Consider the following 13,397-nt stretch of genomic DNA (forward strand, 5'->3'; position numbering starts at 1 on the left):
CTCCCGCTGGCAAGACCGCGCAGCGCGGCACGCCGTCGCGCCCGGTGTCGCGGGTTGCGCGTGCCTCGCGTTCGGCCTAAGCGAGAGCCATCAACGAGGCCAAGCCATGCCCATTCGACTGAAAAAACTGATCGGAATGTTCCTGCTGTTGGCGCTGGTCATCATCTACGCACTGGTCGCCTCGATCTTCGCGGTCGCCCGCCTGTCGGAATCGGGCGCGCTGGTGCAATTCCTGTTCTTCCTACTCAGCGGCCTGCTCTGGGTGCTGCCGGCGATGGGCATCATCAAGTGGCTGATGCTGGAGCCACGGGCCAAGCGCTGAGCCCTGCCCGGTCAGGCGGTACATCAGACAGTGACGAGCATCTTGCCGGCATTGGCGAGCGGGGTCGTCACGCCCGACAGCATGGTGCGGATGCGGGCCAGGCTCTGGTAGCGGCCATTGACCGAAATGTAGCAAGGCCTGCAGGAAGCCGGTATGTTCGGCGCGCAGCACGCCATGGCGGTGGTCACGGCGGAGGCATAGCCGTTGTGGGCAAAGCACACTTCGCGGCAGCCGGACAGGCGGCCCCTTTCCAGTGGCTGCAGCCGCCGCATCGCGCGCTGGCAGCGATCACGCCAGGGGGCGCGGCCGGCTATGCGGTAGCGCGATCCTGCCGCAACGGCTTCAAGATCGGCCCGCTCTTCGCCGACGATACGCGGATCGCACTGGAACTGCTCGAAGGCCTGGCGGGCGCCTGCGAAGGAGGCGACCTGAACATCGACGTACCGGCCAGCAAGGTGGACTTCATCGCGGCGCTCGTGGCGGCAGGCTTCTCACCGACCTTCACCACCACGCGCATGTACAAAGGCGCGCCGCCAAGGCTCGACACCAATAGGATATTCGGCGTGACGACGCTGGAACTGGGATAGGCCAGGTGCCTTTGAGTGGCAGCTCTTTCAGGCCGCTGAACGCCGTCCCGGCACCGGATTGCCTGGCGGCTCGTGCCCGAGCGGCGTCACCAGCGTCAGGTCGGGATAGCCGCTCTCGATCAGCTTGACCGCGGCTTGCGTCACCTCGTCGTCGGCCTCCAGCATGGACAGGAACACCTCGGTGGCGTCGCTGCCCAGACGGCCGATGCCTTGCGCATCGGCCGGCCCGCATTCGACCACCACCAGGTCATAGGCTGTCGTCAGCGACTGCATGATGATCGGCAGCCGGTCGGCGGCGCGCATGGCACGGACCGGATCGGCGGTGCCGACGGGAATGACATGGCAGTCTGAATAGAGGTCGGCATGGATCACGTCGCTGAACTGCGCCTGCGACGCCAGCAGATTGGTGATGCCGGGGAAAAGCCCGCTGTCCAGCATCGGCCGCGAGGCAGCCCCCGAGGCCGTGAGGTCGAGCAGCAGGACACGCAGGCCGGCGTCGGAAACCTCGCGCGCCACCAGGACCGCCGACGCCGCCGCCTCGTCGCCCTCGGGGGAAACGAATATGGCGCGCGCGGCGCCGCTGGCGATGAGCTTCTCGGCGGCCTTTTCGACGTCGATCTCGCCGAGCACGGAGCGCGGCCGCCGGACCTCCACGGTCTCGACCTCGGCGGCGGGCCGCGGCTGCGCCGGTGTTTCCGTGACCGTTTCGGGCCACGATGCCTCGACCGCGCGATTGGCGAACTCGTTGGCGACTGGCGGCTCCGAGCGGGTGGATGGGTCCTGACAAGCGGCTGGCGGCATCGCCACCTCGTCGATCGGTTCAAGCCGGGCACCCCTTGCCGGGCGCATGGCCCGGCCGAAGAAGAGTTCCCGCAGCAGAGTGAACACCGCCGCCAGCAGAAGGGAAGCCGCGGCGGCTGCGCCAACGATCGACCAGACCTTGGGGAAGTAGGGCTCGGAGGGGACCAAAGCCGGCGAGGTGATGCGAGCGTCGACCGGAACATAGTTGCGATCCCGACGCGACGCCGCCTCGCGATAATTGGTCAGGTAAAGTTCGAGCTGCTGGCGCTTGGCGGCGGCGTCGCGCTGTAGCGCGTCGAGACCGACCTGCTGCTCGCCGGCCTGTGCCGAAGCAGCCTTGAGCGTGTCGACGTCGGCGACGAGCTGGTTTTCGCGCGCCTTGGCGGCATCGGCCTGCATCGCCAGGCCCTTCATGATCTTCTGCGCTTCGCTGCGGATCTGGGCGTCGAGATCGGCCAGTTGTGATTTGGCCGCGCGAATACGCGGATGATTGTCGAGCAGCGTCGTCGACAGATCGGCGATGTTGGCGCGCAATTCGACCTGCCGCCCGCGCAAACGCTGGATCAGGTCGGAAGACAGCACTTCCGGCAGTGAATCCAGCGATCCGCCGCTCTGCAGTGCCTTGCGCACGCTCTCGGCTGTGCCTTCGGCCGAGGCGCGGCTGGCCCGCACTCGCGACAACTCGGTCGACAGCTCGGCCAATTGCTGGGTGGCCAGCGTGGAATTGTCGCCGCCCATCAGGAGGTCCGACTGGGCGCGGTAAGCCGCGACCTTGGCTTCGGCATCCCTGACCTGCTTGGACAGGTCGGCGATCTCGGGTGCCAGGAAGTCCGCGGCGGCGGTGTTCGATTCGCTCTTGGCCGCGCCCTGTCCCGCAATATAAGCGGCGGCAATGGCATCGGGGATGGCGGCGGCAAGCTTCGGATCCTCCGAAGAGAACTCGATGGCAATTATGCTGGTCTTTTCAACGCCGTAGACGTTGAACTTCTCGCGCATTTTCTTCAGAACACGTTCATCGGCCGGAACATCCATCGGGTCATTCTTCAACCCGACCAGGACCAGCAGCCGGTTCAATGCCGACATGTCGACCGTCTCGTCGAATTCGTGCAATCGCGACAGGCCGAGTTTCTGGGCGACCTGTTTGAGGATTTCGTTGGACGAAATTATCTGGACCTGGGTGGCAATGCCTTGCTCGTCGAGGATCGGCTTGTCGTTGTCCGGGTTGCTGCCGGCGGGCCGCGTGTAGTCCGACCCGCGCGGGGCGATCTCCACCTGCGTCTGGGCCTTGTAATGCCGGGTCGCGAACGACACGGCCGCGAAGGCAAGTCCCGTTACCACGAGAACGAAGACCAGAATCCGCAGCCAGTTCCGGCCCAGGCTGGCGAAGAACTGCGTGAGATCAACATCGACGTCTGCGGCCGCGGATTGAACGGACATGCATCCCTACTCCGAAACTGGTCGGATGCACCGTAAATAACTATGGTAACTCAGCCGTTAAGATCACGGTAAGCTTCATTAGGGTTTACCGGCGGGCGACGGCAAAAAATCGACAAAATCGCAAAACCTTGTCTGCTTGATCGCCATTGGCGCGCTCCTTTACCGGCCATTAACCCTAACAGGATGATAACGGACCCGATCCCAGATGTTTGCTGCGACGCCGCAGCGGCCAGTCGAAGGTACCTGTCCGGCCATGCAAAGCACTGCTTCCCTTTTTCGCGCACTGCTTGCCGTATCGTTGCTCGCGGGCTGCTCCAGCTACCGGCCGACGCCGGCCGCCTTTCACGAGGTCCTCGACCAGCCCTATCGCCTCGGCGCCGGCGACCGCGTCCGCGTCACCGTGTTCGAGCAGGAGGGCCTGACCAATAGCTACAGCGTCGACCAGTCAGGCTACATCTCCTTCCCGCTCGTCGGCGCCATACCGGCACGTGGCCACACCGCGCAGCAGATGGAAAAGGAGATCGCCGATAAACTGCGGCAGGGCTACCTGCGCGACCCTGACGTCTCGGTGGAGATCGATCGTTACCGGCCGATCTTCGTCATGGGTGAGGTGGGCGCCGCCGGCCAGTATTCCTATGTGCCCGGCCTGACTGTGCAGAAGGCCATCGCCATCGCCGGGGGCTTCACGCCACGCGCCAACCAGGAGAGCGTCGATATCACCCGCGACATCAACGGCAAGGTGATAACGGGCCGCGTGGTCACCTCCGATCCACTGCTGCCGGGAGACACCGTCTACGTCCGCGAACGCCTGTTCTGAACAGCGTGGCGGGCAACTCAGGATCGTCCACCGCTTTTCGCTCACCCGTCGGAGGAATTTTCCGGCACGTGCGCGGCCTGACGGAAGCGCGGGTCGTCGCCGTGCTGGAGACACTTGCCGCGGCGAGGCCAATGACTTCGCCGCGCTCGAAAGGTAGTTCAGGCTCTTCCAAAGCCACAGGTTGTTTCAAGGGTTTCTTAGCTCTCTTTTGCTAATCACTCTTGGGAAGCTTGCGGATTGTTCCATGAACGAGATCGACCCCGCGCATCGCTTTTCATCAGAAGCGGTGCGTCAATTCGACGGCCCTGCCGATGGCGACAAGCCCGGCGGCATGAACGACGTTGCCCGGCAGGTCGCGTCGCAATACCGGCGCGACACGATGTCGCCGATCATGGTCAGCGGCGTGTTGCGCATGGTCGAATTCGCGGTGCTGCTGGTCTCGGGGCTCTGCGTCTATTTCTACTATGTCGGTTTTTTCAATTACCTTGCCTGGCAATATCCGCTGACGATCGCCGCCGCGTCGTTCCTCGCCGTGGTGCTGCTCGATGTCACCGATTGCTACCAGGTGGTGTCCCTGATGCGGCCGATCACCAATTTTGGGCGCATCCTGCTGGTCTGGGCCGGCACCTTCGCCCTGATGGCGTTGACGGCGTTCACCATGAAGATGTCACAAGACTATTCGCGCCTGCTGTTCGGCACGTGGTTCGTCGTTGCCTTCGTCTGCCTTTTCGGTCTCAGGCTGATGATGTCGAAGCTGATCCGGCGCTGGGCGCGCGATGGCAGCATGGAACGGCGCGCCGTCATCGTCGGTGGCGGCAAGGCGGCGGAAGTGCTCATCCGCTCGGTGGAAAAGCAGCCCTACAACGACATCCGCATCTGCGGCATCTTCGATGATCGCAACGACAAGCGTTCGCCAGCCCTCGTCGCCGGCTATCCCAAGCTCGGCACCATTTCGGAACTGATCGAATTCGCCCGCATCGCCCGGATCGACATGCTGATCGTGTCGTTGCCGCTGACCGCCGAATCGCGCGTCCTGCAATTGCTGAAGAAACTTTGGGTGCTGCCGGTCGACATCCGACTGTCGGCGCATTCCAATGCGCTGCAGTTCCGTCCGCGCGCCTATTCCTACATCGGCTCGGTGCCGATGCTCGACATCTTCGACAAGCCGATCAACGACTGGGACTCAGTCGCCAAGCGCGCCTTCGACATCATCTTCAGCGTCATCGGCATCGTCGCGTTCTCGCCTGTGATGCTGGCCACGGCGATCGCCATCAAGCTCGACAGCAAGGGACCGGTGCTGTTCAAGCAGAAGCGGCATGGCTTCAACAACGAGATCATCGAGGTCTACAAGTTCCGCTCCATGTATACCGACCGGTCGGATCCGACCGCCAGGCAGACGGTGACCAAGAACGATCCGCGCGTCACCCGTGTCGGCCGCTTCATCCGCAAGACCTCGATCGACGAGCTGCCGCAGTTCTTCAACTCGCTGCTCGGCTCGCTGTCGCTCATCGGTCCGCGCCCGCACGCCATTGCCGCGCAGTCGCACAACCTGCTCTACAACGAGGTGGTCGATGGCTATTTCGCGCGCCACAAGGTCAAGCCAGGGGTCACCGGCTGGGCGCAGATCAATGGCTGGCGCGGCGAGATGGACACCAATGAGAAGATCCGCATGCGGACCGAATACGACCTCTATTACATCGAGAACTGGTCGCTGCTGTTCGATCTGCGGATCCTGTTCCTGACACCGATCCGCCTGCTCAATACGGAAAACGCCTATTGAGCGCGATCAGCCATGATCCGCCGCGTGCGCTGACCCTCCTCTTCTGTCGGGCTTCGTCATCGGCGAGCCGGCGCGTTACGAAATCTACATGGCCGGCTGATCGCCATCTGGGCTCTGTTCGGCCCGAGGATTTCGCTTACGGCGGCCGGGTTCCGCATCCTGCTGCGCGACCGGCCGTGGCAGCCTACCTGCCATGCGCCTACGTCGCCTTCATCGGCAATATCGGGCCCGGCACCTTCATCGATATCGACCACTGGCGCCATATGTATCTGCCGCTCGGCCTGGTCTGGGGCGCCATCGCCCCGGAATACCGCCATCAGCGGCTGTCACGCCCGGTATCGCAGGTCTCATTCAAGCCCGCGCTCGCGGCAAGATAATTATCGCGGAAATCGGTTGACCCGAACCGGCTTATCAAGATACATCGCGACCGGTCCGGAGTGTAGCGCAGCCCGGTAGCGCACTTGACTGGGGGTCAAGGGGTCGTCGGTTCGAATCCGGCCACTCCGACCATTTTAAAATCAAGGACTTACCCCCAAAGTCCCACCCTCGACAAAATCGCCGAAAAACCCGTCTGGGTAACGTTCTGGGTAACAAGAATCCGGGTTGCAGAGTCACCCGGGCGCCCCTGGTGTCAGCTTTTCCTCTCAATCCTCTGCAGATCAATCGTGCCGTAGTCAGGGATGCAGGTGAAAAACACCGGCCGCTGGTCCCTCCCCGCCTGCTTGCACCGATCGCACCGGAATACCTTCACCAGGTCATTGTGCATGGCGCCGTGGTCGAGCCCCAGGCGGGCGCCTAGCGCCTCCAAGTCGATCTGGAGGGAATGATTGCACATGGGATGGCCGCAAGCGACGTAGAACGTCTCCCGGCTGCGAATTGCGTCGGCAATGGTTTTGGACATCGCGCGGCCTCAGAGAGTGAAATCGCCACGCGCGGAATATGTTCCTATTGGGTGAGATTTGGCAAACATCAAATAAGGCGGAGGCCGGCGCCCCACAGGCTCGCATATCCGTCAATCCTTTCCTGCAAGTATCCCACCTTGGCCGATCGACGGAGTGGAGAAATTGAGCGTCCGCACGCGGCTTGGCGAGGCCATGGGTGGTACAAAATAAGCCGAACAAACACCATTACATTCCAAAGTTCTATCTCAAGCGATGGTCGGGGTTCGACGGTCGACTTTGCGAATTCAGCAGACCGTACGATCATGTGAAGCCGAGACGGACCGCACCTGATGGAACGGGGTACGTTCGGGGCTTGTATACTCTACGTGGTTTCGAACCAGACCTGGCTCAACAGATTGAAGAGCGCTTCTTTGGGACTACTGATTGCGAAGCGTCCGACGTCCTCGGAATTCTTGAAACGAAGGGGCCGGACGGTGCCTCTGAGGGCCCTTTGAGGTCTGCCTGGTCCAGGTTCCTGCTCTCCTTGTTGCTACGCACCCCCGAGAACATTGAAGGCTTGAGGGCTCAATGGGAGCACACATTTGCTAAAACCGACACGGAAACTGAAGCCGAGTATGCCAACGTTCGACAGCCTGGAAGACCGGCTACCTTCGCCGAGTATTTACGAAGCATGCCTGTCGAGCAGATCGATCGCTATCTATTTGGCGTTTTCATACCGTTGGTCGACAATGTCAGGGTCGGCACAATCCTAAACAAGATGGTATGGTCAGTCTTCACGGCGGCGAAAACGCGGTTCGAATTTTTGACGTCCGATCGGCCGATAGTTCGAACCCCTCTCAATATCCCGGACGGATATCTTGCCTTGCCCATCGGCCCTAGAAAGCTCTTTCTTGCAACGAATAGCCTAGATGTCATTCGCCGATTTCAAAACGCCAACCAAGATCGACTAGTAGCTGACATGAATGCACGGGTAGTTGGGGGTGCCATCAAGTACGTCTACGGCAGTTCAGATACTCAGCGCCAATTCGTATCCAACCGCATGGGCACTGAGATCAAGTCGTTTGCCATCATCGATCCTCGCTTCCCATCACCCGAGCACGTTCAACCCACGATCCGCATCTGAGTTGCCGATTGTGAAATGCCATCGCCCCACAGCTTCCGTCATGCGAGTCCTTGGAACCGACATTCATCAACAACGTTCTCTCGCATGCTCAAGAAAATCGCCTTCGCCGCCGTGCTGCTCCAAGTCGCCGCCTTCTCGGCCCTCCTGACGCAAACATTCCTTTTGGGATCGACGGCCACGCAAGCGGCGAGTGTACAAGGCGAGCCCGTTGTGGCCGTTGCAGACACGGAATGCGCCGATACCCCCGTTCGGTGCCTGGAGAGGGTGCAAGCCAGATAGTGCCGCAAACCCACCGGCCGCTGTGAGTTGCCAATCTGGCGACTTACGTCGGCATCATCATTGCTAAAGCTTCCGCGTCGGCAATGCCGCATTCTGCCGAGTCTGATTCCCGGTCGTGGTCTTCCTCTCGCTCATGGATCCCGCGCGAGCCGTCGGCCCACCGTTCCCGAGACTTGCCCGGTTCGTGGCGCTGCGGAAAAAAATCGCCGCTTGCCGATCTGCACACCGGCGAGGCCGGAACAACGACAACAATGAGATCCAGCGCGGGTCAACCGATGCTAAAATACTACAGGCTGCTGCTTTCGTGCGCTCAGCGCCCCCGACAAGGACCAAATCGGTTTGACTTTGATGCCGACCACCTGAACTGCTGTGGCCGGGATATTTCACGGTACCGGGGGAATAATGGTCAAACTAGCTTTTCTTGCAGCCGGTATTCTCGGCGCACTGCTCTCGCAGGCCACTGCCGCCGACATGGTCGAATTGCCCGTTGCTTCCGCCTACAATTGGACCGGCTTCTACATTGGTGCTCAAGCGGGCGGAGCCTGGAACAATAGCCGGTGGTCTGGGGCGACCTTCCCATCCTTCAACACCAACGGGTCCGGTGGCGTGTTCGGAGGGCAGATAGGCTACAATTACCAGATCAATCAATTCGTGATTGGCGTAGAAGGCGACCTCGCAGGCTCAACCGTCAAGGGAGACAATCTGTGCGCGAACTCACCGGGCACAGTATGCGAGACCAAACAAGATTACCTTGGCTCCATACGCGGGCGAGTTGGATATGCTATCGATCGTATTCTAGTCTACGGAGATGGTGGCGTTGCGTTTACCAACTATAAATTTGCGGAAACGCAGCTCTTTTTACAAGATTTCGGTGGCGGATCTCGTGTCGGCTGGACAGCTGGATTGGGCGTTGAATATGCCTTCAGAGATCATTGGACCGCAGGCATCGAATGGAACTACTACGATTTCGGTTCAAAATCCGGCGCAAGCAACGTGCTACCAAACTTCTCCGTTGATAATCGCGACACTGAAAATACGGTGGTGGGCAAAATCAATTATAAGTTCTGATTGCTGGCCAGCATTTAGAGCTGTTCATCGTCTTCCCTGAAATCTTGTGGCGAAGCGTGCCGCAAATCCTCTTCGCCGCGCAATGTTTCACGCACCCGATCACCCATTGCGTCGCCGGCCGCTTCATGCCCTTCGGCGCCGGCCCTGCATGCTCCGGAACGCGCTTCCATACGGTGAAGCTGCCATGTCACTCCGGCAGGCCGGGATCCAAGTGCACAATCGCATCGAGGATAGTCCGATCCACCTCCTCGTCGATCTCTACCCGCTTGATGCCGACCGCCTTGGCGTCGGCAATGAGCTTGTGGGTGAGTTCGTCTACGGAGATCACATCCGCCTTGGTGGTCTTGGGCACGTTGTTCGCGATCCACTGGTCCAGAAAGTTGATGCCGAGAGTGCTCATCGAGATTTAAGCTTCGTCGCTGGCTTAAGTTCCTGCGAGGGCAATTCCTTCGCTTTAAGCCGTTGTTCCCGCAACCTGGCCGTTTTTTCGTCCCGCGCCTTTCGCTCAGCATCGAGAACTAGCCTGCTCTCCCGGTCGGCTCGTTCTATCTTTTCGCGATCGACCTTGCGTTGCGCCATGACAGCCTTCTTTGGTCTGTTGCGCCAAAGAAGAGCTGACCTTCTTAAAAGTTCCCTGCGGAATTTTTGAGGTGAAACCTCAAATGTTATTGTGGTGGGGGTCGGTCCACGGCGTGAAGCGCCATAGGCGTTTGGCAAGCGTGAAAAAGTTTCGGCTAAGGGAGGATTTCGTGACGGGGGTTCCTATTCCTCGCGAAAATCCTGCAGCGAAGCGTGCCGCAAATCCTCCTCGCCGCGCAAGTGCTTCACGCGCCCGATGATCCCGGGCTTTACCCATTGCGTCGCCGGTCGCTTCATGCCCTTGGGCGTCGGCCCTGCATGCTCCTGGACACGATCCCACAGGCGCTCTCGGATCGCGCGGCTGGAATTGATGAAGGCCGAACCGACGTAGCGCCCCGTCTTTCGATCTGCCATCAGCGCAAACGCCGGCTTTCCGGGCTCTCGTTCCACACCAAGGAGCTCGTATTCCTCGACCGTATAGCATTTCGCCTTCAGCCAGTTCGTTGATGGGCCGCTCCGGTATTTGCTGTCGCGCCGCTTCGAGACCATGCCTTCCATGCCGGCCTGGTCGATCAGGTGGAAGATGGCGCTCGCCTCGCCCGGTAACGCCTGGCTGAACTGGATGCGCTGTCCCTCGGGGATCATCTCGGAAAGGATCTCGCGCCGGTCCTCCAGCGGCATGTCGCGCAAGTCGTGGTCGTTGACGTGCAGGAGATCGAAGGCAACGAAATAGAGGTCATGCTGCCGGCTGGTGATCGCTTTGCGCAGCGCGCCGAAGTCGGATAGCCCGGCATCATTCAAAACGATGATCTCGCCGTCTATGATGGCGCTTTCAACATCGAGGCCAGCGGCGGCTTTGGCGAGGTCTCGGTATTTGGCCGTCCAGTCGAGCCCGCGTCGGGTGAAGATCCGCACGCCGCCCTTATCCTTGATGATCTGCGATCTGTAGCCGTCGAACTTCACCTCATGGATCCAGTGGTCGCCCTCGGGAGGCTTCTCCACCAAGGTCGGCATCAGCGGCTGTATGAACTTCAGACACATGCACAGCACTCAAACCGCGACTCAAGCCACGGTCCGGCATATTAGTTCCGGAACATTTTAGCTAAATTGAATGTTAAAGTGATTACAATGATTAAGCTATCGGATCTTGGCTCATTTGAACCTCACCTCAACGGCAAGATCGCCGACCAGGAAAGCGAGTATTTCTACCGCTGCCCCCGGTGCGGCCAGATGGTGGATGAACGGGACGCGCGGCAAGTGGTCTGGCATCCCTTCTCGGAGCACAACCGGCTGATAGTTGATGGTGATGCACCTCACTTGCCCTAGCCGGTGCGGGCTGGCGCGCGGAAGAGTGGACAAGCCGACATGATGGGGGGCGCTCAGGCACGGCGTCGGCTCCCTTCACATTCTTTGATATTGCCGCCGGCTCGCTTGTCTTAGCCGGTGGGCTTCACTAGTTCTCCGAATGGCTGAAGACGACAGTCCCGTCCTTGCGCACCTCAACGCATATGACCCCATCGTCACCTCTTCGAGTTTGGAACATGGCGATTGCATGATCCTTGGCCACCTTCTCAGCGTCAAAGGTCACCTTGTCGATGATGCCTTTTCGTCCATACCAGATGACGTTGAATGCCATTGAAGGTCCCATGCTTCCCGCGAAGCATATAGGAGTTCAGGCCGGCTCGCGACAACGGCTTCGGCCGCTCCAAATTTCAACTGAGACAGGAAACGTATGCACAGGACTCGCGAACCGCCCTTCAATCAGCCTTAGCTAAAATAGATCTGGAACTTTTACCATGGCGGGATGTTGCTGGCCGCATGACGAAGCTTTCAGACCTAGGACCGCCCATCAAGGGCAATCCGCACGAGCCCTCCGACGACGGCGACCATTTCTATAAGTGCAAAATCTGCGGACAGCCGGTTGACATGCGTGATCTGCGTCAGGTGATGTGGCACGAGCAGCCGAGGCATGAGCGGCTGAAGCCCGAAGTCGTCAAACGCTCCTGAAACGCAAAAAGCCCGCCGGCCGGAGCAAGCGGGCTTTGAAACATTCCCGCAAGTATCGGTAGTGGGTCAGTTTGAAATCTCAAGGCGATAGTCGAACTCCCAGCGCCCCAGCCTCGTTAGTTGCGCGCCTATCGCGTCCCATGTATCGCCCTCGGAAGCTCTGCAACGATCTGTGAGAAACTTTTCCAGCTCAACGTAATCAAATCTGATCATGAAGATTACGCTTTCCCCAGAAAACACGTTGCGGCTTCGTGAGCGAAGAAAACAGTTCGCTGGGGTCATGCGCAGCGAAGCATGTAGGTGGACGAAATTGCTACCCGGATCACCCCAAAAACAGTCACATTGTGCAGTCGTCTTGTACCGGTTTCTATTGCGGATGCCGACATGGTCGGGCTATCGGAAGGCCTGGGTGGCCTGGGATCGGTGGATAACGGAATGGATATCGGAATAGCAACGCGCCCGAGCGGCGACATCGGCGACATCGGCGACATCGGCGACATCGGCGACATCGTTGAAGACAGCGTCGAATTTGTGCTGCTTGTCGAGGCGGGCATTCTCGAAGCACAAGCCCTTTTGCTATGCGAAAGCCTACGGTGTTTCGCCGGCGCCTATTCGCGGTGCCCGATAACGGTCGTGTCGCCAAGAAGCAGCCGTCGCCCATCCTTGTCTACACTCCACCAACTCAAACGACTGAATGTCGAATATCTACCGATCGAGATAGAAAGCTGCTGTCCGCACTACGGCCCGTCCTATCGTGTTCATGCGCTCGCCCACGTCGAACGTCGGCCTGGACCGCCAATCATTATCCAGATCGATAGCGATACAATATTCATCGCTGAGCCGGACTTTTCGTTGGGCACAAATTCGGCCGCCGCACGCCCGGTGGACGTTAAAGGGATGTGCACGACGGGTTCTGGTGACCCATTCGACGATTACTGGAGGAAGGCATGCGCACTTGTCAGCGTCGACTATGAGCATCTCCCGGTCGTGCAAACAACTGTCCATGATCAGGCAGTGCGAGCGAGCTACAATGGAGGGCTTTTTGTAGCAAAACGATCACACGGGTTATTTCAGCGTGCCGAAGACATTTTGGAACGATTGGTGGCTGCCGATATGAAGTCGTGGCCCGACGGCCCAATCATCAACACCGGGACCGGGGCTCTGGACGGAGAGGCCACCGCTTTTTGGGGCACGAGCCAAGCCGCCCTTTCGCTGGCTGCAGTCGCCGGAAACCACCCCGTGCGAACGTTGCCAGCCACGCATAATTTCCCTCTCAACCACTTGGCTGCGCTTGCGGCCCCTGACACGGCGCGGTTGGTCCACATCCACTATCACGGACTGTTCAGCGCCGGGTCGGCGGGTGCAAATCCGGTGTTGGACGGAACGCTGGAGCTTCCGGCAGGAATTTCGGAATGGCTTGCGGCCCGGCTGCCGCTGTCGGAACACCCGCAACAGGCGGCCCCGACGCGTGACCTCCCAAAACCGCCCCGGAGAAAGGCAATCCTCATCCTGGGCATGCACCGCAGCGGCACCTCGGCGCTTGGTGGCGTGATCGCCGCACTGGGAGCGACCGGTCCGAAGAATCTGCTGCCCGCCAATTCCCACAATCCCACGGGATACTGGGAGAGCGCCCGCCTCAATCTGGCCAATGACGACTTACTCGCATCGGCAAACTCCTCTTGGCATGACTGGCGA

The 13,397-nt window shown here is 60.1% G+C and carries 15 protein-coding genes, 1 tRNA gene and 2 pseudogenes; 10 read left to right on the plus strand and 8 right to left on the minus strand.

From position 1 onward, the window contains the following. The first annotated feature begins 106 nt into the window (after window positions 1–106). Window positions 107–322, plus strand: a complete 216-nt coding sequence (locus tag O7A60_RS15985; protein ID WP_027143610.1) for a DUF2842 domain-containing protein — start codon at window positions 107–109, stop codon at window positions 320–322. Window positions 323–345: 23 nt separating this feature from the next. On the opposite strand, the gene O7A60_RS15990 is transcribed toward O7A60_RS15985, so the two are convergent. Next, window positions 346–543 (minus strand): hypothetical protein, encoded by a 198-nt coding sequence (locus tag O7A60_RS15990; RefSeq protein ID WP_337107115.1) that lies wholly within the window; start codon window positions 541–543, stop codon window positions 346–348. Here O7A60_RS15990 and O7A60_RS15995 point away from each other — a divergent pair. Continuing rightward, a complete protein-coding gene (locus O7A60_RS15995; RefSeq protein WP_337107116.1) occupies window positions 529–909 on the plus strand; it encodes a GNAT family N-acetyltransferase in 381 nt (126 codons plus the stop codon). The two genes, O7A60_RS15990 and O7A60_RS15995, sit on opposite strands and share 15 nt — an antisense overlap. Before the next feature lie 27 nt (window positions 910–936). Here O7A60_RS15995 and O7A60_RS16000 read toward each other — a convergent pair whose 3' ends face one another. Next, the gene (locus O7A60_RS16000; protein ID WP_337107117.1) at window positions 937–3,147 is read right to left on the minus strand and encodes a GumC family protein; all 2,211 of its coding nucleotides are present in this window, start codon (window positions 3,145–3,147) and stop codon (window positions 937–939) included. Window positions 3,148–3,400: 253 nt separating this feature from the next. Between O7A60_RS16000 and O7A60_RS16005 the strand changes: the two genes are divergently transcribed. From O7A60_RS16005 to O7A60_RS16020, 4 genes and pseudogenes are all read left to right on the plus strand, one after another. Beyond that, window positions 3,401–3,964, plus strand: coding sequence for a polysaccharide biosynthesis/export family protein (locus O7A60_RS16005; protein WP_027143601.1), 564 nt, complete (start codon window positions 3,401–3,403; stop codon window positions 3,962–3,964). Window positions 3,965–4,208: 244 nt separating this feature from the next. After that, complete coding sequence (locus O7A60_RS16010; protein WP_337107118.1) at window positions 4,209–5,744, plus strand: undecaprenyl-phosphate glucose phosphotransferase; 1,536 nt, start codon at window positions 4,209–4,211, stop codon at window positions 5,742–5,744. A gap of 141 nt (window positions 5,745–5,885) precedes the next feature. Continuing rightward, window positions 5,886–6,121: pseudogene (locus tag O7A60_RS16015) on the plus strand (hypothetical protein); the annotation flags it as partial. A gap of 56 nt (window positions 6,122–6,177) precedes the next feature. Further along, window positions 6,178–6,254, plus strand: a tRNA-Pro gene (locus tag O7A60_RS16020). A 121-nt stretch (window positions 6,255–6,375) separates the two neighbouring features. Here the strand turns inward: O7A60_RS16020 and O7A60_RS16025 are convergent. After that, the gene (locus O7A60_RS16025; RefSeq protein ID WP_337107119.1) at window positions 6,376–6,645 is read right to left on the minus strand and encodes a hypothetical protein; all 270 of its coding nucleotides are present in this window, start codon (window positions 6,643–6,645) and stop codon (window positions 6,376–6,378) included. 197 nt (window positions 6,646–6,842) lie between these two features. Here O7A60_RS16025 and O7A60_RS16030 point away from each other — a divergent pair, with 197 nt between their 5' ends. Next, window positions 6,843–7,769, plus strand: coding sequence for a DUF4238 domain-containing protein (locus O7A60_RS16030; protein WP_337107120.1), 927 nt, complete (start codon window positions 6,843–6,845; stop codon window positions 7,767–7,769). Window positions 7,770–8,450: 681 nt separating this feature from the next. After that, window positions 8,451–9,116 carry an outer membrane protein gene (locus tag O7A60_RS16035; protein ID WP_337107121.1) on the plus strand — a complete coding sequence of 222 codons (666 nt, stop codon included), beginning with the start codon at window positions 8,451–8,453 and terminating at the stop codon, window positions 9,114–9,116. Window positions 9,117–9,303: 187 nt separating this feature from the next. On the opposite strand, the gene O7A60_RS16040 is transcribed toward O7A60_RS16035, so the two are convergent. The 4 genes from O7A60_RS16040 to O7A60_RS16055 all read right to left on the minus strand — a co-directional run bounded on the left by O7A60_RS16040 (window position 9,304) and on the right by O7A60_RS16055 (window position 11,331). Then, window positions 9,304–9,516 (minus strand): DUF768 domain-containing protein, encoded by a 213-nt coding sequence (locus O7A60_RS16040; protein ID WP_337107122.1) that lies wholly within the window; start codon window positions 9,514–9,516, stop codon window positions 9,304–9,306. After that, complete coding sequence (locus O7A60_RS16045) at window positions 9,513–9,695, minus strand: hypothetical protein (protein WP_337107123.1); 183 nt, start codon at window positions 9,693–9,695, stop codon at window positions 9,513–9,515. The genes O7A60_RS16040 and O7A60_RS16045 overlap by 4 nt, the downstream gene beginning before the upstream one ends. Window positions 9,696–9,878: 183 nt before the next feature. After that, a complete protein-coding gene (locus O7A60_RS16050; protein ID WP_337107124.1) occupies window positions 9,879–10,736 on the minus strand; it encodes an ATP-dependent DNA ligase in 858 nt (285 codons plus the stop codon). 412 nt (window positions 10,737–11,148) lie between these two features. Continuing rightward, window positions 11,149–11,331 (minus strand): hypothetical protein, encoded by a 183-nt coding sequence (locus O7A60_RS16055; RefSeq protein WP_337107125.1) that lies wholly within the window; start codon window positions 11,329–11,331, stop codon window positions 11,149–11,151. A gap of 182 nt (window positions 11,332–11,513) precedes the next feature. On the opposite strand from O7A60_RS16055, the gene O7A60_RS16060 reads away from it, so the two are divergent. After that, window positions 11,514–11,702, plus strand: a complete 189-nt coding sequence (locus O7A60_RS16060) for a hypothetical protein (protein ID WP_337107126.1) — start codon at window positions 11,514–11,516, stop codon at window positions 11,700–11,702. 66 nt (window positions 11,703–11,768) lie between these two features. On the opposite strand, the gene O7A60_RS31960 is transcribed toward O7A60_RS16060, so the two are convergent. Continuing rightward, entirely contained in the window at window positions 11,769–11,984 is a 216-nt protein-coding gene (locus tag O7A60_RS31960; RefSeq protein ID WP_415926825.1) for an Imm8 family immunity protein, read from the minus strand. An 18-nt stretch (window positions 11,985–12,002) separates the two neighbouring features. Between O7A60_RS31960 and O7A60_RS16065 the strand changes: the two are divergent. Then, window positions 12,003–13,397, plus strand: a pseudogene (locus O7A60_RS16065) (hypothetical protein); the annotation flags it as partial.

Source organism: Mesorhizobium salmacidum (SeqCode) (assembly GCF_037179605.1).
Lineage (GTDB): Bacteria > Pseudomonadota > Alphaproteobacteria > Rhizobiales > Rhizobiaceae > Mesorhizobium > Mesorhizobium salmacidum.

Bases quoted from the DNA above. Each gene is read 5' to 3' on its own strand.
- O7A60_RS15985 (WP_027143610.1), top strand. From the start codon at position 107: ATGCCCATTCGACTGAAAAAACTGATCGGAATGTTCCTGCTGTTGGCG.
- O7A60_RS16000 (WP_337107117.1), bottom strand. From the start codon at position 3,147: ATGTCCGTTCAATCCGCGGCCGCAGACGTCGATGTTGATCTCACGCAG.
- O7A60_RS16005 (WP_027143601.1), top strand. From the start codon at position 3,401: ATGCAAAGCACTGCTTCCCTTTTTCGCGCACTGCTTGCCGTATCGTTG.
- O7A60_RS16010 (WP_337107118.1), top strand. From the start codon at position 4,209: ATGAACGAGATCGACCCCGCGCATCGCTTTTCATCAGAAGCGGTGCGT.
- O7A60_RS16025 (WP_337107119.1), bottom strand. From the start codon at position 6,645: ATGTCCAAAACCATTGCCGACGCAATTCGCAGCCGGGAGACGTTCTAC.
- O7A60_RS16035 (WP_337107121.1), top strand. From the start codon at position 8,451: ATGGTCAAACTAGCTTTTCTTGCAGCCGGTATTCTCGGCGCACTGCTC.
- O7A60_RS16040 (WP_337107122.1), bottom strand. From the start codon at position 9,516: ATGAGCACTCTCGGCATCAACTTTCTGGACCAGTGGATCGCGAACAAC.
- O7A60_RS16045 (WP_337107123.1), bottom strand. From the start codon at position 9,695: ATGGCGCAACGCAAGGTCGATCGCGAAAAGATAGAACGAGCCGACCGG.
- O7A60_RS16050 (WP_337107124.1), bottom strand. From the start codon at position 10,736: ATGTGTCTGAAGTTCATACAGCCGCTGATGCCGACCTTGGTGGAGAAG.
- O7A60_RS16055 (WP_337107125.1), bottom strand. From the start codon at position 11,331: ATGGCATTCAACGTCATCTGGTATGGACGAAAAGGCATCATCGACAAG.
- O7A60_RS16060 (WP_337107126.1), top strand. From the start codon at position 11,514: ATGACGAAGCTTTCAGACCTAGGACCGCCCATCAAGGGCAATCCGCAC.
- O7A60_RS31960 (WP_415926825.1), bottom strand. From the start codon at position 11,984: ATGACCCCAGCGAACTGTTTTCTTCGCTCACGAAGCCGCAACGTGTTT.